Below are 19,926 nucleotides of genomic sequence, written 5' to 3' on the forward strand. Positions count from 1 at the left end.
GGTTCTCCCGTTCGCCATTCCAAACCGTAAAGGGGAGAGAGGACGATGGGAGAAAAAGACGTACATGCAGCAGCTGAACGCGTTCGGCCGGTGAAATCGACGGCAAAACCGAGGCAAATGGAACTCTTGAACCGCGGACTTGTGGCCGTAAAAACAAAAAAAGGGGTTTTTCTCAGCTGGCGGCTCTTAGGAACAGATCCGGAAGAAACGGCTTTCAACCTATATCGCAACGGTCACAGAATCAACTCAACACCCGTTTCATCATCGACCAACTTTCTTGATAAACACGGAAACGGAGAATCTGTTTATTATGTGACAAAGGTTCTCGGAGATCAGGAAGTCGAGCAGTCGCACAAAACAGCTGTCTGGCAGAAGCCGTACTTGGATGTTCCGTTAAACAAGCCTGACGGCGGGACAACTCCTGACGGCGTACAGTATACGTACAGCGCCAATGACGCGAGCATCGGAGATCTCGACGGCGACGGAGAATACGAAATTGTGCTCAAATGGGACCCGTCCAATTCGAAAGATAATGCACACAACGGCTATACCGGAGAAGTCATCATCGATGCATATAAGCTTGATGGGACATTCATGTGGAGGATTCATCTCGGGAAAAACATCCGCGCGGGCGCCCATTATACGCAATTGATGGTCTATGATCTTGACGGCGACGGGAAAGCGGAAATCGCCATGAAGACAGCTGACGGAACGGTTGACGGAACTGGTCGGGTGATTGGCGATCCTGCTGCCGATTACAGAAATGAAAATGGACGAATTTTGGACGGGCCTGAATATTTGTCGATTTTTCACGGGGAAACGGGAAGGGAATTGGCAACCATGGATTACGATCCGCCGCGGGGCAGGCTTGAGGATTGGGGAGACGGATACGGCAACCGCATGGATCGATTTTTGGCAGGCATCGCCTATTTGGACGGTGAAAGGCCGAGTCTTGTTATGGCGCGCGGCTATTACACAAGAACGGTGCTTGCCGCTTACAACTTCCGGGACGGCAAGCTGACCAAGCTATGGACATTTGACAGCGACAAGCCCGGAAACGAAGGCTATGCAGGGCAGGGAAACCATAGTCTGAGCGTCGCGGATGTCGACGATGACGGGAAAGATGAGATCGTCTACGGTGCGATGGCCGTGGATCATGATGGAACAGGGCTTTATACGACAGGGCTTGGGCACGGTGACGCCATGCATGTGAGCGATCTTGACCCGGATCGACCCGGGCTGGAAGTCTTTCAAGTGCATGAAGACCCGCGCCTTCCGTACGGTCTCTCATTTCGCGATGCGGGTACAGGGGAGATCCTCTGGGGAGTGCCGGCCGATACAGATGTTGGACGGGGAATGGCCGCGCATATCGATCCCCGCTATAAAGGCTCGCTTGTCTGGGCGATCGATCCCCCGGGTAATGAAGGGAAATCATACGGCCTCTATACGAGTAAGGGAGAAAAGCTCAGCGACGCCGCTCCGGCTTCGGCCAATTTTGGGATTTGGTGGGACGGCGATCTTCTCCGCGAGCTGCTTGACCACGATTGGAAAGAACCCGCCGGCATCCCGAAAATTGATAAATGGGACTATCACAGCGGCAGGCTGGTCAATCTGCTCACTGCTGACGGAACGCTGTCTAACAATTGGACGAAAGGGACGCCCGTGCTTCAGGCCAATCTATTCGGCGATTGGCGCGAAGATGTCGTATTCCGCACCGCGCGAAGCGATGCTCTGCGAATATACACAACGACCGAGCTGACTGAACATCGTTTCTATACGTTCATGCACGATCCCGTCTACCGCTTGGGGGTAGCCTGGCAAAATGTCGCTTACAATCAGCCGCCTCACCCCGGATTTTATTTGGGAACCGGAATGGACAAGCCGCCCCGGCCGAATATTTATACCGCTCCCTGTAAGAAACATGAAGAGTGACAGAGATCGCCGGTTCATTCAGGTTTATTCAATATACAAAAAAGTATGATTGTAATCTCACAGCCTGTTCCCATAAAATGAATGGTAAGCGATTTCATTTCAAAATGAAAAGAGGGATTCATATGGAGTATCAGGCGAGTGATACACGCTATGAAAATATGAAATACAACCGCTGCGGGCATTCAGGTTTAAAACTGCCTGCTTTGTCTTTAGGGCTTTGGCATCATTTCGGAGAAGCCAATTCGTTTCAAAATGCCAAAGCACTGTTAAGAAAAGCATTCGATCTGGGAATCACCCACTTTGACTTGGCGAATAATTACGGTCCGCCCCCCGGTTCTGCCGAAGAAACATTCGGAAAAGCGCTGAAAACCGATTTTGCCCGCTACCGTGATGAAATGGTCATCAGCACGAAAGCCGGCTATACGATGTGGCCCGGACCATACGGCGATTGGGGGTCAAAAAAGTACCTCGTCGCAAGCCTTGATCAAAGTTTAAAACGAATGGGCATAGATTATGTCGATATATTTTATTCGCACCGCCCTGATCCCCATACACCGCTGGAAGAGACGATGGGAGCGCTCGCCCATATCATCAGGCAAGGAAAAGCTTTATATGTCGGTCTGTCGAACTACAGCGCCGAACAGACCGAAAAAGCGGCCGATATTTTGCAAGAATACGGGGTTCCGCTCCTCATCCATCAGCCCAAATATTCAATGTTCCACAGAGAACCGGAAAACGGCCTGCTGCAAGTGCTGCAGAAAAAAGGAGCCGGGGCGATCGCGTTTACACCTCTTGCTCAAGGGCTTTTATCAACGAAATATTTGACTGGGATTCCCGCCGGGTCTAGAGCCGCAGATGTGAACAGTCCGTTTTTGCAGGCCGAGAGCATCACAGAAGACGTGCTCGGCAAAGTCCGCAAGCTGAATCAAGTGGCGGCCGAACGCGGCCAATCCCTGCCGCAAATGGCGATAGCCTGGCTTTTAAAAAATCCGTGCGTCACCTCGGTGCTGATCGGTGCAAGCAAAACCGAACAGATCGAAGAAAATGCCGCTGCTCTTAAGTCCGCTCGATTCTCAGCTGAAGAGCTCGACACAATTGATAAAATTCTTTCATATAAAAGGAGTGGTCGTGATGACAATCAGCATCTATCTGGCCGGCGATTCGACCGTGCAAAATTATAAGGCGGATTCGCCTCAAGGAGGCTGGGGCGAATTTCTCCAATCTTATGTATCCGGAAATGTACAAGTGATCAACCGGGCCATCGGGGGCCGAAGTTCAAAAACGTTCGTTGAAGAAGGAAGGCTTGCATCGATTTTGGATGTGATCAAACAGAACGATTGGCTGTTCGTTCAGATGGGGCACAATGACGCGTCGAAAGACAAACCAGAACGCTATACTGAGCCGTATACAACGTATAAACAATACTTGAAAATGTACGTCGACGGCGCGCGTCAAAAAGGAGCTTCGCCGCTTCTCATCACGCCTGTCGCAAGGCTCCATTACAAGGACGGCGTCTTTTTGAACGATTTCCCGGACTACTGCATCGCGATGAAGCAGGTCGCAAGTGAAGAAAACGTCCGCTTGATCGATTTAATGGACAAAAGCCTGCAGCATTTTGCGGAAAAAGGGTACAGCGATGTATTTAAATATTTTATGATCTCGGAAAATGTCAACGACTACACACATTTTACGAAAAAAGGGGCCCGGGAAATGGCGAAGCTTGTCTCTATCGGCATTCGAGAGCTCGGGCTGCCGTTTGTTAAAGAGACGGTATGAAGATGAACGGAAAACTGTACCACGGCGCTTGCTTTTATCCCGAATTATGGGATGAGGACGTGCTGGATGAAGATATCTGGATGATGAAGCGAGCCGGGATTAATGTCGTCAGAATCGGGGAGTTTGCCTGGTCAAGGATGGAGCCGGAAGAAGGAAGGATCGATGTCGGATTTTTTGCCGGCGTCATCCGAAAGCTCCACGACAACAAAATGGAAACGGTCATGTGCACACCGACTGCGACACCGCCGATCTGGCTGACCCACGGGCATCCGGAAAGAATGCATGTGAATGAAAAAGGAGAGACGATGGGACACGGTTCGAGGCAGCATGCCTGCACAAACCATCCGTATTTTAGAGAGCGGGCCCGCCTGATCATCAAACATATCGCCAAAGAGCTCGGAGAACTGCCGGGATTGATCGGATGGCAGCTTGACAATGAATTCAAATGCCATGTCGCAGAATGCATGTGTGAAACGTGCAACACATTATGGCACAAATGGCTGGAAGACCGCTATCAGACGATTGACCGTCTGAATGAGGCTTGGGGTACAGGCGTATGGAGCGAAACGTATCAGCGCTTCGAGCAAGTTCCGCAGCCTGGACCGACCCCGTTTTTGCGCAATTCTTCTTTAAGGACGATGTATCAGCTGTTTTCGATGGACAAGATTTCTGAATTTGCGCGTGAGCAGGCTGAGGTGATCAGAACATATTCCAACGCCCCGATCACCCATAACAGCAGCATCATGTTCGGCGTTGATCATGAAGATCTTTTCAAGAGCCTTGATTTCGCCTCGTTTGATACGTACGCCAGCCAGGAAAACAGTGCCGCCTTTTTGTTTAATTGTGATTTATGGAGAAACATTAAAAAAGGACGGCCGTTTTGGATAATGGAAACGAGCCCTTCCTACAGCGCTTCGCTTGAAAGCTATGCCGTGCCTCATCAAAACGGCTATTTGAAGGCTGAAGCGGTCTCTTCTTATGCTCTTGGCGGAGCCGCGTTCTGCTATTGGCTGTGGCGTCAGCAGAGAGCCGGATCTGAACAGCCGCATGGATCAGTGATCAGCGCATGGGGGGAGCCTGATGTGGGATATGATCATGTGCTCGAAGTCGAGCAGGCGAGACGGGAGGTTGAGCACATCATGCTGGCGACGGCCCCTTTGCAGGCTGAAACAGCCGTCGTCTATTCGGATCGTGCAAAGGTGTTTTTGAAAACGGAGCCACATCGGGGTCTTCACTACAGAACACTGATCACCGAGTTTTATGACCGATTGTTAAAGATGGGCATTCACAGAGATGTCATTCTTGAAGGGAGCCCGCTTGACGGCTATAAACTGCTGTTTACGCCGTTTATTCACTATCTTCCGCCTGCGTTTATCAAAAAAGCCGAAGCTTTTGCACAAAGTGGCGGCATTTGGATTGCGGGGCCGCTGACGGGCGGAAGAACAGAAAATCATACGGTTCACACTGATTGCGGATTAGGGGAATTGGAAAAATGTTCTGGAGTCAAAACGCTTTATACATTTCCGATGGATGAGCGGAACTCGAGCGGAACGGCGTTTGGCGTAAAGGCGCCGCTGAGTCTGTGGAGCGCTGTTTTTGAAACCGGCGGCACCGAGGCTGTCGGGATAATTGAAAAAGGCCCGGCGTCAGGCAAAGCGTTCATCACAGAGCATAAATGCGGAAAAGGAAAAATCGTCATGCTCGGGTCGATGCCGGCAGGCGAAGGGGGTGACATCATGATGAAAAAGCTGATCAGTCATTACGCAGAAGAAGCGGGTGTTACACAGAAAACCGATGCCACTCCCGGAACAGTCGTCGCGCCCCGGAAAGGAGCAGACGGTCTTGTCTGGGTCGTGATCAATATGGACGGCAAAGGAGGCGCAGTGACACTTGACGGAAACGGAACCGATTTATTGTCCGACAGGCCCGTATCCGGACGCGTGACACTCGGCCCGCACGAATACCGCGTGGTTTTGTTTTCAGAGAATAAATGAATCGCCGCAGGCGCTTGCCCGCGGCTTTTTTGTTTCGTTTTGCTAAAAAAGGGATGATGCCTGCAAAAAAGGAGCAGACACCTCTCCAATATAAGCAAAAAAGGAATATTGACGGTCAAAAGGCTAAACAGGAAAATATTCACTGACCAATCGGTTAAACAGAAAGGAGGAACACTTATGAAAGCACAGACTGAACTAAAATGGCTGAATAGGGCGCCTGCCGCGTTCGGCGGGGTGACCTGGGGAGTTCCTTGGGCAAAAGGAGTGCTGCAAAAAGGAGAGACGGTCGCCATTGCTTCGAAAAACGCCCCGTGTTTGCAAACATGGCCGCTCGCGTATTGGCCTGACGGCTCGCTTAAATGGACGGGGCATGCCGCAGTCTTCCCTAAAGAAAGCGGCAGCCGATTTACATTGAAAAAAGGGGGGGCCTGCGTCCCTAAAACCGTCATGAATGTCAGTGAGCAGAAAGATGAAATCACGGTGAATACGGGCGCGATAGTCTGCAGGCTTGGAAAATCGGGGACGGAACTCATCCGTGCGATTTCCATTTCCGGGGAAATGATGGCGAAAGAAGGGCGGCTCATCGCTTTAAAAGAAAAAAGAAGCGGCTCAGATTCACAATGCATGTATCATATTGAACGGTTTGAGAGCATGATCAAACGTACGGCAATCGAACAAAACGGTCCGGTTAAGACAGTCGTCAAGATTGAAGGCGTCCACCGCGGCGGAGGCATCGATGTTTGGCTCCCTTTTACCGTCAGGCTGTCTTTCTATGCCGGTGTCCCGTCCATCCGGATCGTGCACACGATCTTCATAGACTGTGAAGCAGAAACAGAATGGATCAAAGGACTCGGTTTCGAGATGAGCGCGGTTTTGAGCGGAGCGCCGAGAAACAGGCATATCCGCTATGCGGCCGACGGAGGGCTTTACGGAGAGGCTTCTCAGCTGCTTGTGACGAGAAGATTCAATGAAACAAACGGACTCTATGAACGACAGATTGCGGGACAGCCTGTACCGGAAAAGTCGGCAGTCGTGCGCGATGCCGAGAGAAACGCCGTCTGGAACGATTTCAAGCTCATCCAGGATTCCCCTGTTCACTGGCGCTTAAAAAAGCGAACCGGCAAAGGCTGCGCCTGGGTGGACGCGATTCATGGGGAGAGAGCGAAAGGGCTGATGTATGCAGGCGGGGAAAACGGCGGCATCGCACTCGGGCTCAGGAACTTCTTTGAAAAATATCCGTCATCGCTTGAAGCGAAAGGTCTTGCCGGCGGGGAAACGAAATTGGCGGTATGGTTTTGGCCTCCTGAAGCTGAAGCGATGGATTTCCGTCATTATTCAAAAGACACTCATGTTGAAAGCGCATATGAAGGGTTTGCCGAAATGAGGTCAACGGCCGTCGGCATTGCCAATACGAACGAAGTCAGCCTCGCCTGTTTTGCAAATCCGCCGAGCGATGAAGAGCTGAATAGAGCAGCGGACGAATGGCAAAATCCCCCGCTGCTTATTTGTGAGCCTGACTATTATTATCACACCCGCGCGCTGGGCGTTTGGAGCCTGAAAGATAAACGGCACCCGCTCTCGGCTGTGCTTGAAGATCAGCTTGACGAGGCTCTCAAGTTTTACATGAACGAAGTCGATCAGCGGAGCTGGTACGGCTATTGGCATTACGGTGATGTGATGCATACGTACGATGCCGTCCGGCATGTATGGCGGTACGACCTTGGCGGCTATGCATGGCAAAATACGGAACTCGTTCCGAACCTCTGGCTTTGGCAGTCTTTTTTCAGATCCGGTACGGAAGACATCTTCAGAATGGCGGAAGCGATGACCCGTCACACTAGCGAAGTCGACTGCTATCATTTCGGGGAGTATAAAGGCCTCGGTTCAAGGCACAATGTCCTCCATTGGGGCTGCGGGTGCAAGGAAGCGAGAATTAGCATGGCCGGCCTTCATAAGCCTTATTACTTTTTGACGGCGGACGAGAGAACGGGAGACGTGTTATCTGAAGTAAAAGATGCCGATCGAGCGCTTAAGACGCTTGATCCGATGAGAGCTTATTATCCGGAAAAAGAGTTTCCCGCCCACGCAAGAGTAGGCCCCGACTGGGCGGCGTTCTGTTCCAACTGGCTGACGGAATGGGAGCGGACAGGCGATGAAGCGTACCTTGATAAAATCAAACGGGGGATCGGCCGGCTTAAAGCGCTGCCGCTTCGTCTGTTGTCCGGACCGACTTTCGGATACGATCCTGAAGCTTCAGATCTGCTTCATATGGGAGACGGGAATCATGGCGGCTATCATATGGTCATCGCCTTCGGTGCCCCGCAAACATGGATGGAGCTTGCAGAACTGCTTGAGGATGTCGAATGGAAGGAGATGCTAGGGGAATTCGGCGAATTTTATTTGCTGACTGATGAAGAAAAGCGCAAAAGGAGCGGCGGGAAGCTTCACGATGATTTATTTCACTGGCCGATGTTCTCCGCTGCCATGGCCGCTTACGCTGCCCGGCTCCGCCAAGACCGGAAGCTCGCCGAACAAGTGTGGCGCCTGTTGCTCGATGAAAAACAAAGCCATACACCGCTGCCGATCACTCCAAAACAAATCCATGCCTGGAAAACGTTCACGGAAATTCCCTGGGTTACAACAAACTGCGTCTCACAATGGTGCCTAAACTTGATAGCCGTGCTCGAGCTGCTTAAAGATATGCCGCCTGATCTGGACATGCAAGAAAAGATCATCAAGGCAATGAAAGAACATCCCGCTCGCGCATGAAGGCAAAAAATGAAGGTTGCCGGAAAAATGTAAGCGCTTTAAATTTAAGTGGAACAATTGAGACGATCAAAAGGGGGAATTGTACAATGGCAAGACTGAAGCTGAAGGGAAACAAATGGCTCGCTGCACCCGCTGTTTTTTTGCTCTTGATGGGGTGCAGCGCAAATGAGACGGCCAATCAAGACGGGAAAGGAAAAGAAAAGGATGCCATTCATATTATGGCTCCGCTCCTGTCGCCGGAAAGTCCGGGAGAAAACAGCCCGTCTTTAAAAGCGCTCGAAACATACACGAAAAAACAAATCAAAGTGACATGGGTTCCGAACTCTTCCTATAATGATAAATTCAACATCGTCATGGCCTCGGGAGATTTGCCGCAAGCCATCGTCGTCACGGACAAGTCCCCGGGGTTTATCAAGTCTGTCAAATCAGGTGCGTTTTGGGAGCTTTCACCTTATTTAAAAGACTACCCGAACCTTGGAAAGGCCGATAAAAAAGTGATGAAGAACAGTTCCATCAACGGCGAGATTTACGGTATTTACAGGGCGAGGGACCTGATCCGCGCTTCGATCATCATCAGAACGGACTGGCTCGAAAATGTCGGTCTGGAGATGCCGAAAACAATCGACGAATTTTACGACGTGCTGAAAGCGTTTAAAGAAAAAGACCCCGATGGAAACGGGAAAGACGATACGTACGGCATGGTGGTGCCGAAATGGATGGGGCTTGGCAACGGGAGCCCGTGGGATATTATGCAGACGTGGTTCGGCGCACCAAACCGCTACGGAATAGACGAAAAAGGTGAACTCATTCCGGACTTCACGACAGAAGAGTACATGGAAGCGCTGCGGTTTTTCAAAAAGCTGTATGATGAGGGGCTGATCAATAAAGACTTCGCCGTCATGGATTCAGCGAAGTGGAACGATCCAATCGTCAAAGGAAAAGCGGGTGTCATCGTCGATACCGGTTCGCGGGCGTCACAAATTCAAAGCGCAATGGAAGAAGCAGATCCCGCTAACAAGGATGTGATCGACGTCACCGGAACGGTCAAAGGCCCGAAAGGAACGTATACATTCCCGACATCGGGATACGCCGGAATGATTGCCATTCCGAAAGCGAGCGTCAAAACGGAAAAAGAATTGAAAGAAGTGCTCAGCTTCCTGGATAAAATGAACGATGAAGAGGCACAAATTATTGCCAACAACGGTATAAAAGGGCGCAACTATAAGCTTGAGAACGGAACGTACACGTCCCTTGAAAAAAATAATAAAAAACTGCTTTATGAGCACGAAGGTCTTGCGCAGTTCAGCATGGGCATTCCCGAACAAAGATACCATGTGGAAAAACAAGAATCAAAGCTGTTCAAACACCGTGAACAGATTCTCAAAGAAGGGGAAAAAATCGCCGTATTCAATCCGGCTGAATCGCTCGTTTCAGATGTTTACACCCAAAAAGGGGCACAGCTTGACAACATCATTCTCGATGCCAAAACGCAGTTTATCATCGGTGACATCGATGAAAAAGGCTTTCAAGATGCCGTGCAGCTTTGGTATAAAAGCGGTGGTGAAGATTTGATGAAAGAACTGAACAAACGCTACAAGGAGACGAAATAGCTCAGATCTTCAACCAGCATACGAAAGGGGGGATGCAGCACGTGGAAATCACCGCTAAAACAGGGAAAACCGCTGTTGAGACAGAAAAGAAACCGACTGGGCTGCAAGCCGTAAAACGGGATAAATGGCTTTATCTTCTGCTTGTTCCCGGTGTTTTATATTTTCTCATATTTAAATATTGGCCGATGTGGGGCGTGTTCATTGCTTTTAAAGATTATTCGCCTTATCTCGGATTTTGGCAGAGCGAATGGGTCGGGTTCGAGTATTTTAAAGATTTCTTTATGAACCCTGACTTTTTCCGCCTGCTCCGTAACACGCTCATGCTCGCCGCTCTCGATTTGATTTTTGCATTTCCGGCTCCGCTGATTGTCGCACTCATGCTGAATGAACTGCGGCATGCCATCTATAAACGGTGCATTCAGACGTTTATATATGTTCCGCATTTCGTCTCATGGACGATCGTCGTCAGCATGACATTTGTCTTTTTTACAGTTGATACGGGCGTGATGAATAAAATGCTGCAAAGCATAACCGGCAAAGAGATTGCTTTTCTCTCGGATCCCGAATGGTTCAGGCCGATGATTGTGCTGCAAAGCATATGGAAGGAGACGGGCTGGGGAACGATCCTGTTTCTGGCAGCGCTCGCTTCGGTTGACCAGGAGCAGTATGAAGCGGCAGTGATGGACGGGGCAGGCAGATTAAGGAGAATGTGGCACATTACCCTTCCGGCCATCAGAAGCACGATCGTCGTGCTTCTCATCTTAAGAATCGGCAGTTTTTTAAACATCGGCTTTGAACAGATTTTTTTAATGACCAACTCTTTAAACCGGAGCGTGGCTGAAATTTTTGACACGTATGTCTATGTTGTCGGAATTACGCAAGGCGCATACAGCTACAGTACGGCAGTCGGGCTTTTCAAATCGGTTGTCGGAATCATTCTGATATTCGGCGCCAATTATATCGCGAAAAAGTTTGACCAGGACGGTCTGTTTTAATGAATGGAGGTGAAAAGGATGTCCGGTGCGGAAACGATCCATAACACAAAAGCGGGTCGGGTATTCGATTGGTTTAATGTGCTCTTTCTCGGCTGCTGCGGGCTGATAACCGTCTTGCCTTTTCTGTATATTATCGCGGGATCTTTTGCAACGGAGGCCGAGCTGGCGGAAAAGAGCTTCTTTATCTTTCCTGAGACATTCTCGCTTGACGCGTACCGCTATATTTTTTCAACGCCGACATTTATCAGGAGCATGGGGGTGTCTGTGTTCATTACGGTTGTGGGAACGATCGTCCAGCTCTTTTTTACATTTACGATGGCCTATCCTCTTGCGAAACGGCACATTAAGGGAAGAAACCTGCTTTTGAATCTCGTTATTTTTGCGATGCTTTTCAGCGGAGGAATGATTCCGACGTATATTGTCGTCAAATCACTGGGACTGCTCGATTCGTACTGGGCGCTAATATTGCCGATGGCGATTAATCCGTTCAATCTTATTATTATTAAAAACTTTTTTCAGCAGCTTCCGAAAGAACTTGAGGAGTCGGCAAAGATTGACGGCTGTTCAGAAATCGGCGTGTTCTTAAGGATCGCGCTGCCGCTGTCAAAGCCGATTATTGCAACTTTTGCGCTGTTTTATGCGGTCGGGATTTGGAACGACTTTTTCCATGCTTTGCTGTACATCAATGACAGCGCGAAATGGCCGCTGCAAATGGTGCTGCGCCAAGTGACGATTCTTTCGGATCTGACAGGGACGACGAATGATATGATGGAAGCGGTGCCGCCTGAACAATCGATTAAACTGGCCGTTATCGTCATTGCGACGCTGCCGATTTTAGCCGTGTACCCGTTTTTGCAGAAGCATTTTGCCAAAGGCATTCTGATCGGGTCTGTGAAGGGATAAAAAAACCGCCTGGCTCATGAGCCGGCGGCTTACGGCTCAGGCGGCTGAGCCGTTTTTATTTCTTTTTTTCATCCAAAAATAAACCGGGAGACCGACGAGGCCGATCAAAATCGACCACAGGCAGCTGTAAAAGTCAGTGATAAGCGTGCTGACAAGAACAAACAATGACCCGAGAATAGCCGCAACAGGCAGGTAAGGGTAGAGCGGCACGCTGTAAGCTCTCCCTTGGCCGTTCTTCCGTCTCCGCAAAATAAACACCGCGAAAAACGCCATGACATAGAAGATGTAAATCATAAAAATCGAAACCTCTGACAGCTTTTCCGGATTGCTGATGATCATTAAGATGACAGCGAACATCATCTGGACGATGACCGCGATCCAAGGCGTATGGAATGCCGGATGAACATGCGAGATCCAGCGGGAGAACGGAAGCTGTTTTTTCTCAGCCATCGCAAAGATCACGCGCGGAAAAGACAGAACTTTTCCGTTTAAGCAGCCGAAGATGCTGACGATAATTCCGATGGAGATCAGCTTACCGCCGATCGGCCCGAACAGCATTGTCGCGGCTGTGCTTGTCGCATTTTCGCCAAGCTTGACAATCTGATCGGCAGGAAGAATGTGAAGCAGCGCCAAGTTAATGAACAGGTAGCAGGCTGTGACGATCAGTATCCCGCCTGTCATCGCTTTCGGGAGCACTTTTTCCGGGTTCTTCATTTCTCCGCCGAGTGCCGCAAGAAGGATCCAGCCGTCATACGCGAAGAGCGTCGCCAATACCGCCGCTCCGAAGTTTTGGCTGGCGATGCTCTCCGTAACTGTACTGAAAATATGTTCATCGCCATGCCATAGACCGAACACAATGATACATACAATGGGAATCAGCTTTCCGATCGTTGTGACCGTCTGTACCGCTCCGCCGTATTTTGTTCCGACAATGTTGACGATGCATAAAAAGGCGACGGTGATAATGCCGATGAGTGCAGTCCATGATTTATCCCAGGAAAACAAGTTGGCCACTAGCGAGCCGAAATATAATCCGAGTGCGCCGATGATGGCCGGTCCGTAGATGATAATCTGCACCCAGCCGCATAAGAACCCCCAGAACTCGCCGTAAATTTCTTCAAGATATGTGTAAAGCCCGCCCGTTTTCGGAATTTGAGCGCCCAGTTCGGCGATTGTCAGCCCGCCTGCTAGCGTCAAGATTCCGCCAAGGATCCAGGCAAAAAGAGCAATTTGTGCGTTTCCGGAATAGGAAAGCACGCTGCCGGGCTTCATAAACACGCCGGAACCGATGATCGTTCCAATCACAAGAGATAGCGCAAATAACAAGCCTATCTCTTTTTTTAGTCCGTTTGCTTCTGCATTCATTGCGATGCCTCCCATTGATGTAATCTCTTTTATAGAAAACTATTTTTATATTGTAATACCTTTTTTAAAAAAGAAAAATTAAATAAATTTTCAGATTTTCGCATTTTTTGTGTATGTTAAACATTTTAAGGTTGTAAAACCCGAAGGGGACAGGAATAACCGAACCTTTTTAAGTCATTTCGGAGTTATTGTTAGTTTTTTAGGGGCAACAGGAAAGAAGGTTCTGTAAGACGGTTTGGTTGACTTTTCAAATCAAATCGCCTATTTTTGAGAAAGAAGAAATCTCGAATTCGAGATATTTAATGAGGAGATGATAGAATGAACGTAAATGGCATCCACCACGTATCCGCTTTAACTGCCAACGCTCAACATAATCTGGATTTCTATGTCAAAGGGCTTGGCATGAAACTGATAAAAAAATCGGTCAATCAGGATGAGCCGACGATGTATCATTTGTTTTACGGTGATGAAGTCGCGTCTCCGGGTTCAGATTTGACATTTTTCGAAATTCCGATGCTTGCCAGGAGACGGGAAGGGACGAACTGCATTTCGTCCGTATCACTTCGGGTTCCCGGCGAACAAGCACTCGAATTTTGGAAGAAGCGGCTTCATGAGCTCGGCGCAGAGACTTACGACATCGAGACGCGTGCGGGGCGGAGCGTTCTCCGCTTTTTAGACCATGAAGGACAGAACATGATGCTTGTGGCTGATGAAAAGGGAAAAGATCATGGAGTGCCTGTGAAAAACGGCGTCATTCCTGAGGAGGTCGCGATCAGGGGGCTCGGCCCGGTCGAATTGACTGTCAAGGACGCCGGTCCGACAGCTGCGGTGCTGACCGATATTCTCGGCTTTCATAAAATCGGTGAGGAACAGGCTGATGAAACCGGCCGTACGCTTCACATTTTTGAATCGGGTGAAGGAGGAGCAGGCGCGGAGGTGCATGTGAAAGAGTCAGATGACGGCAGAAGAGAGCGTCCCGGGAGAGGAAGCGTCCATCATGTCGCATTCCGTGTCAAAGATGAAGAAGAACTTAAACAGTGGCATGAGAAAATCAACGAGAACGGCTTTACGAATTCGGGGATTGTGGAGCGCTATTATTTTAAGGCGCTGTATTTCAGAGAACCGAACGGCATACTTTTTGAGCTGTCGACTGACGGGCCGGGCTTTGCCGTTGATGAATCTATCGATGAGCTCGGCCGAAGCCTTGCGCTGCCGCCGTACCTGGAACATCGGCGGAAAGAGATTGAAGCGCGGCTGAAACCGATTCAATAGAAAACGAGGTCCTGAAAAGGACCTCGTTTTTTTATATAAAAGGCATCCGGCGCAGCCGACAGCCTAAAAGGGGGGCATGCTGTTAAGATGATGCGGATTCTTTTTGGTCAAGCGTCATTTGTTTTGTCATTGTTTTGCCGTTTCGAATGAGGGTAACCTTTACCGTATCCCCGATTTTTGCATCGTTGTAAAGAAGGTTGCGCAGCGCGCTTCCCGTATCGGTTTCTTTTCCGTTAAAGCTGATGATGACATCGTTCTCTTTAAGGCCCGCTTTATCAGCAGGGGAGCCTGAAGCGACCTGGCGGATGTAGACGCCTTTGTTTAACTGGCTGCCGCTTAATCCGAGGGTGCCTGTTTGATAGTTTTCCGGCACCTGCTCAAGATCCATCATGCCGATTCCGATAAACGGACGCTCAATTTTTCCTTTAGACATCAGCTCTTCTGCAATCGGTTTGACATCATTGCTTGGAATCGCAAATCCGATGCCTTCCACTCCGCTTTCACTGATTTTCATACTGTTGATGCCGATCACTTCTCCCTTTGTATTCAAAAGGGCGCCTCCGCTGTTGCCGGGATTGATGGCCGCGTCTGTTTGAATGACGTTCATCTCGGTTTGGCCTGCGGACGTATCAACGGAAACGGTCCGATCAACACCGCTGATGATGCCTTGCGTCACCGTTCGGGACAGATCTTTGCCGAGCGGATTTCCGATTGCAATGACCGATTCACCCGCTTTCAAGCTTGAAGAATCGCCGAAAGATGCGACTTTTTCGACGTGTTCAGCGGAAATTTCAACAACGGCAAGGTCTGTCAAGGAATCGCTGCCTAGCAATTTTCCTTCCACTTCTTTGCCGTTTGACAGGGAAACCGTCAATTTAGATGCGCCTTCGACAACGTGGTTATTTGTAATAATGTATGCTTTGCCGTTTGCTTTTTTATAAATGACACCTGAGCCTGTGCCTGTTTCTTGTTCGCTTGAACTGCTGTTGTTGCTGTTGCTTTCAAACCCAAACATACCGCTCTCCGTTTGTTTTTGATAGTTTGAAATACCGACGATGGCGGGAGATACATTTTCCACCATTGTTGAAATGTCAGACGAATTGGTGCTGGACAATTTTTCGGTATTCGCTTTATTGGAAGAAGCCGATGAGTTCGCAGTCTCATTAGTTTGTGTTTGGACAGATGTATTGGCCGTTTCGTCTTTGCTATGCTGGTATGTCGTGACACCGAGAACGAGGCTTCCCCCGATGATGCCGCTGAGGATCGGCGTCATCCATGAGAGTCTCCGCTTTTGCTGTTCTGCTTTTTTTATCGCCTGGTCGGGCTTTTGATCGGAGACGATGAGTTCGTTTTTCGTTTCAAGCTGATCTTCTCTATTATATTCCATCATTTTCACGCTCCTATTGTTATCATATCCTTTGATGCCTCAATCATAATCAAAGACTGTGGGATAAACATGAAAACATTGTGGGAAATTGTCAAAGAAAAAGGATAGAATAAATAGGGTGCTATTTATAATATGACATGTCAGAGGTGTTCTAAACGTTGAAAAAGATTGGATTTATCGGATACGGAAGTATGGCACAGATGATTGCGGTGAAACTGCTTGATCAGGAGAAAATCAGCGATGACATGGTGGTCGTCAGCTCAAGGAATGATGGGAAAACAGGGGAGCTGAGAAAACTTTACCCGAATGTCGCCTGTCAATCAGCCGAAGAGCTCGCCAAACAGTGCGGCCTGATCTTCATCTGTGTACCGCCGATGGCGGTAAAGGAAACGCTTGAGAACATACAGCCGTTTCTTCAGGATGATGTCCACATTGTTTCGATTGCCGCGGGGGTCGAGCTTGACCGGCTTCACGACTGGACAAGCGGACAGGTGACGAGATACATTCCGACCCTCACATCTGAAGCCGGGATCGGTGTTTCGCTTGTTGTCCACGGCGAGCGGGTTGCTGAGGCGGACAAAAGCCGGCTGGAAGAATATCTTTCCGTTTTCAGCACAGTCAAACAGATACATGAGAGAGATATTGACGCTGCGAGTAATTTAACAAGCTCTTCACCAGGGTTCATCGCTTCGATCTTTGAAGAATTTGCTCAAGCTGCCGTCAGAAACAGCAGTCTTACGAAAGAAGACGCGTTTCAATTTCTGATTCATTCATTGCTGGGAACGGGCAAGCTGTTAATGGAAAAAGACATGACGTTTGCACAAACGCTTGATCGGGTGGCGACAAAAGGCGGCATAACCGGAGAAGGGGCGGAGGTCATTCAAAATGCCATGCCGGAAGTCTTTGACGAGCTGTTTGCCAGAACGATGAAGAAGTATGAAGACATTAAAGACGCTGTCCGCCGGCAGTGAGCTGCGGCATTTATCGACATATCCGGACATCCCAAAGCTGCCTGATCAGGCAGCTTTTTTATTTGCATTCGACAACATTCATCAAAATTCCAATTTTATATTAAATTTCTAAAATTACCAATGGTTATTGCATTTCTATTAAAATTCTAATATAATTTGTTAGAATATTCCCAAAATAATAAAAAATTTGAGACGTTTTTCATAAGGGGTGGTTTTTTGTGAAGCTGTATATGTCTGTTGATATGGAGGGGATTTCCGGACTTCCGGATGATACGTTCGTCGATTCAAGCAAGCTGAACTATGAGAGAGGCCGGAAGATCATGACGGACGAGGCCAATCATGTGATTGACGAAGCGTTCAAAAGCGGATGCAGAGAGGTGCTTGTCAATGACAGCCACTCTAAAATGAACAATCTGTTAATTGAGCGGCTCCATCCTGAAGCGCTGCTCATTTCGGGAGATGTCAAACCGTTTTCGATGGTCCAGGGACTTGACGATACATGCGATGGTGCCGTGTTCGTCGGCTACCATGCGAGAGCATCGATGAGAGGCGTGATGTCTCACAGCATGATTTTCGGCGTCAGACATTTTTACATAAACGATCAGGCGGTGGGCGAGCTGGGGTTCAACGCTTATGTTGCCGGTTATTACGGCGTCCCGGTTATCATGGTTGCCGGTGACAGCGAGGCGGCAGCTGAGGCGGAGGAACTGATTCCGAACGTAACGACAGCGGCCGTCAAGGAAACGATATCCCGTTCGGCGGTCAAATGCCTGACGCCGGAGAAAGCGGGGCAGCTATTAAGAGAGCGGACGGCATATGCGATTCAAAACCGCGATCAAGTCAAGCCGCTCACGCCTCCGGACAGGCCGGTGCTGCGGATTGAGTTTGCCAATTACGGGCAAGCCGAGTGGGCGAGTCTAATGCCGGGTGCTGAAATCGAACCGCAAACGACGACTGTCCGCTATCAAGCGAAAGACATTCTTGAAGCCTATCAAGCGATGCTTGTCATGACCGAGCTTGCGATGAGAACAACATTCTCCTAGGAAGGTGGGATGAAAATGGCGGGTTACATCATGAAGCGGCTTCTGTCGATGCTGGCGACCATTTTGGTGATCACGACATTGACCTTTGTGATGATGAAAGTGATTCCGGGCTCTCCCTTCAATGAAGAAAGAAACACGAATGAAGCGGTTCAGCGCAACCTTGAGGCTTACTATCAGCTTGATGAGCCTCTCTTTGTTCAATATTTGTATTATGTCAAGTCGATCGTTACCTTTGATTTCGGGCCATCGATCAAGCAGCCTTCACAAAGCGTGAACGATTTGCTGTCAAGAGGGTTCCCTGTTTCATTTGAGCTGGGGATGACGGCGCTGATTATGGCGGTCATTTCCGGGATCGCACTCGGAATCTTTGCCGCGCTGCGGCAAAACGGCGTCATCGATTATATAGCGATGACCGTTGCCGTTCTCGGCATTTCGGTTCCCAACTTTATTATGGCGACCTTGCTGATACAGCAATTCGCCGTCAATTGGAACATATTCCCTCCATCGACATGGACGAGCCCGCTTCATATGGTGCTTCCGACTGCGGCTTTGGCAATGGGGCCGCTGGCGATTATCGCCAGGCTGACCCGTTCCAGCATGATTGAAGTGCTGACACAGGATTATATCCGAACGGCCCGGGCTAAAGGGCTTTCCCCTTTTAAAATTGTCATGAAGCACGCCCTGAAAAACGCCCTTATGCCAGTCGTAACGATTCTCGGGACGCTTACTGCTGCGATTTTAACGGGAAGCTTCGTCATCGAAAAAATCTTTGCGATTCCGGGCATGGGAAAATATTTTGTTGAAAGCATCAACTCCCGCGATTACCCCGTGATTATGGGTACCACCGTTTTTTACAGCATCATCCTCATCATCATGTTGTTTCTTGTCGACATGGCCTACGGAATCCTGGATCCGCGTATTAAACTGCATAAGAAAGGGTGAGCATATGAGCCTTCCAGTCCGCACAGAAAACGAAGCGTCTTCAGGCAGTGATATCCCTGTTGAATGGTTTGCCCCGCTGAAACAAAAGCAGGATGAGCGTGAATCCGTTGCAAGGCCGAGCCTGTCATACTGGCAGAACGCCTGGCGGATTTTAAGGAAAAACAAGCTGGCGATGGCGGGATTGGGCGTGTTAATCTTCCTGTTCATCATGGCTGTACTCGGACCGGTTCTTTCTCCGCACAGCGTCATCCAGCAGACGCTTTCCGAGCAAAACCTGCCTCCGTCGATGGAGCATTGGTTCGGAACCGATGAGCTCGGCCGCGATGTGTTTACAAGAACGTGGTATGGAGCGAGGATTTCACTGTTTGTCGGCGTGATGGCGGCTTTAATCGATTTTGCAATCGGCGTCATCTATGGCGGTATCTCCGGCTATAAGGGCGGCAAAACAGACCATGTCATGATGCGGGTCATCGAAGTGCTGCATGGACTGCCTTATTTATTGGTCGTCATTCTTCTCATGGTCATGATGGGGCCTGGACTCGGGACGATCATCGTTGCGCTGACTGTCACCGGCTGGGTCGGCATGGCGCGGATCGTCAGGGGTCAGGTTTTGAAGGTGAAGCATGATGAGCATGTTCTCGCATCCAAAACCTTCGGAGCGAAAACGGTAAGGATCATCAGGCGGAATCTCCTTCCGAACATGATGGGAGCGATCATCGTCCAGATGACCTTGACGGTGCCGTCGGCCATTTTTGCCGAAGCGTTTCTCAGTTTCCTCGGTTTGGGCATTCAAGCCCCGTTTGCAAGCTGGGGTGTCATGGCGAATGACGGCCTTCCGGTGATCTTATCGGGACACTGGTGGCGGCTGTTTTTTCCTGCTTTCTTTATTTCATTAACAATGTTCGCTTTTAATGTCGTTGGAGACGGACTGCAGGATGCGTTAGATCCGAAGCTGAGGAGGTAATGT

15 protein-coding genes are annotated in these 19,926 nt (G+C 49.4%); 13 read left to right on the forward strand and 2 right to left on the reverse strand.

The window, feature by feature from the left end:
* Window positions 1-45: 45 nt before the first annotated feature.
* The 8 genes from M1D67_RS07035 to M1D67_RS07070 all read left to right on the forward strand — a co-directional run bounded on the left by M1D67_RS07035 (window position 46) and on the right by M1D67_RS07070 (window position 11,979).
* The gene (locus M1D67_RS07035) at window positions 46-1,932 is read left to right on the forward strand and encodes a rhamnogalacturonan lyase (protein ID WP_479831700.1); all 1,887 of its coding nucleotides are present in this window, start codon (window positions 46-48) and stop codon (window positions 1,930-1,932) included.
* A 122-nt stretch (window positions 1,933-2,054) separates the two neighbouring features.
* Window positions 2,055-3,113 (forward strand): L-glyceraldehyde 3-phosphate reductase, encoded by a 1,059-nt coding sequence (gene mgrA, locus M1D67_RS07040; protein WP_023856751.1) that lies wholly within the window; start codon window positions 2,055-2,057, stop codon window positions 3,111-3,113.
* Window positions 3,064-3,708, forward strand: coding sequence for a rhamnogalacturonan acetylesterase (locus tag M1D67_RS07045; RefSeq protein ID WP_479831701.1), 645 nt, complete (start codon window positions 3,064-3,066; stop codon window positions 3,706-3,708). The genes mgrA and M1D67_RS07045 overlap by 50 nt, the downstream gene beginning before the upstream one ends.
* Window positions 3,705-5,702 (forward strand): beta-galactosidase, encoded by a 1,998-nt coding sequence (locus M1D67_RS07050; RefSeq protein WP_479831702.1) that lies wholly within the window; start codon window positions 3,705-3,707, stop codon window positions 5,700-5,702. The genes M1D67_RS07045 and M1D67_RS07050 overlap by 4 nt, the downstream gene beginning before the upstream one ends.
* A gap of 177 nt (window positions 5,703-5,879) precedes the next feature.
* Complete coding sequence (locus M1D67_RS07055) at window positions 5,880-8,471, forward strand: exo-rhamnogalacturonan lyase family protein (RefSeq protein WP_479831703.1); 2,592 nt, start codon at window positions 5,880-5,882, stop codon at window positions 8,469-8,471.
* An 86-nt stretch (window positions 8,472-8,557) separates the two neighbouring features.
* Window positions 8,558-10,081: an extracellular solute-binding protein gene (locus tag M1D67_RS07060; protein ID WP_020451070.1), complete on the forward strand. Its 1,524-nt coding sequence runs from the start codon at window positions 8,558-8,560 to the stop codon at window positions 10,079-10,081.
* Window positions 10,082-10,122: 41 nt separating this feature from the next.
* Window positions 10,123-11,076: an ABC transporter permease gene (locus M1D67_RS07065; protein ID WP_020451071.1), complete on the forward strand. Its 954-nt coding sequence runs from the start codon at window positions 10,123-10,125 to the stop codon at window positions 11,074-11,076.
* Between the two features lie 18 nt (window positions 11,077-11,094).
* Window positions 11,095-11,979: a carbohydrate ABC transporter permease gene (locus M1D67_RS07070; RefSeq protein ID WP_023856757.1), complete on the forward strand. Its 885-nt coding sequence runs from the start codon at window positions 11,095-11,097 to the stop codon at window positions 11,977-11,979.
* A 36-nt stretch (window positions 11,980-12,015) separates the two neighbouring features.
* Here M1D67_RS07070 and M1D67_RS07075 read toward each other — a convergent pair whose 3' ends face one another.
* Window positions 12,016-13,344, reverse strand: a complete 1,329-nt coding sequence (locus M1D67_RS07075; protein WP_095323651.1) for an APC family permease — start codon at window positions 13,342-13,344, stop codon at window positions 12,016-12,018.
* Between the two features lie 318 nt (window positions 13,345-13,662).
* On the opposite strand from M1D67_RS07075, the gene M1D67_RS07080 reads away from it, so the two are divergent.
* Window positions 13,663-14,616, forward strand: a complete 954-nt coding sequence (locus tag M1D67_RS07080) for a ring-cleaving dioxygenase (RefSeq protein ID WP_026579835.1) — start codon at window positions 13,663-13,665, stop codon at window positions 14,614-14,616.
* An 82-nt stretch (window positions 14,617-14,698) separates the two neighbouring features.
* Here the strand turns inward: M1D67_RS07080 and M1D67_RS07085 are convergent, their stop codons facing one another.
* Window positions 14,699-16,003, reverse strand: coding sequence for a S1C family serine protease (locus M1D67_RS07085; protein ID WP_025812040.1), 1,305 nt, complete (start codon window positions 16,001-16,003; stop codon window positions 14,699-14,701).
* 158 nt (window positions 16,004-16,161) lie between these two features.
* Here M1D67_RS07085 and proG point away from each other — a divergent pair, with 158 nt between their 5' ends.
* The 4 genes from proG (at window position 16,162) to M1D67_RS07105 (ending at window position 19,923) form a co-directional block, all read left to right on the forward strand.
* Entirely contained in the window at window positions 16,162-16,974 is an 813-nt protein-coding gene (gene proG / locus M1D67_RS07090; RefSeq protein WP_026579834.1) for a pyrroline-5-carboxylate reductase ProG, read from the forward strand.
* Between the two features lie 218 nt (window positions 16,975-17,192).
* Window positions 17,193-18,017, forward strand: coding sequence for a M55 family metallopeptidase (locus M1D67_RS07095; protein ID WP_023856762.1), 825 nt, complete (start codon window positions 17,193-17,195; stop codon window positions 18,015-18,017).
* A gap of 15 nt (window positions 18,018-18,032) precedes the next feature.
* Window positions 18,033-18,959, forward strand: a complete 927-nt coding sequence (locus M1D67_RS07100) for an ABC transporter permease (RefSeq protein ID WP_026579833.1) — start codon at window positions 18,033-18,035, stop codon at window positions 18,957-18,959.
* Window positions 18,960-18,963: 4 nt separating this feature from the next.
* Window positions 18,964-19,923, forward strand: a complete 960-nt coding sequence (locus tag M1D67_RS07105) for an ABC transporter permease (protein WP_479831704.1) — start codon at window positions 18,964-18,966, stop codon at window positions 19,921-19,923.
* Window positions 19,924-19,926: the final 3 nt, after the last annotated feature.

It is taken from the genome of Bacillus sp. PK6-025 (genome assembly GCF_056530265.1).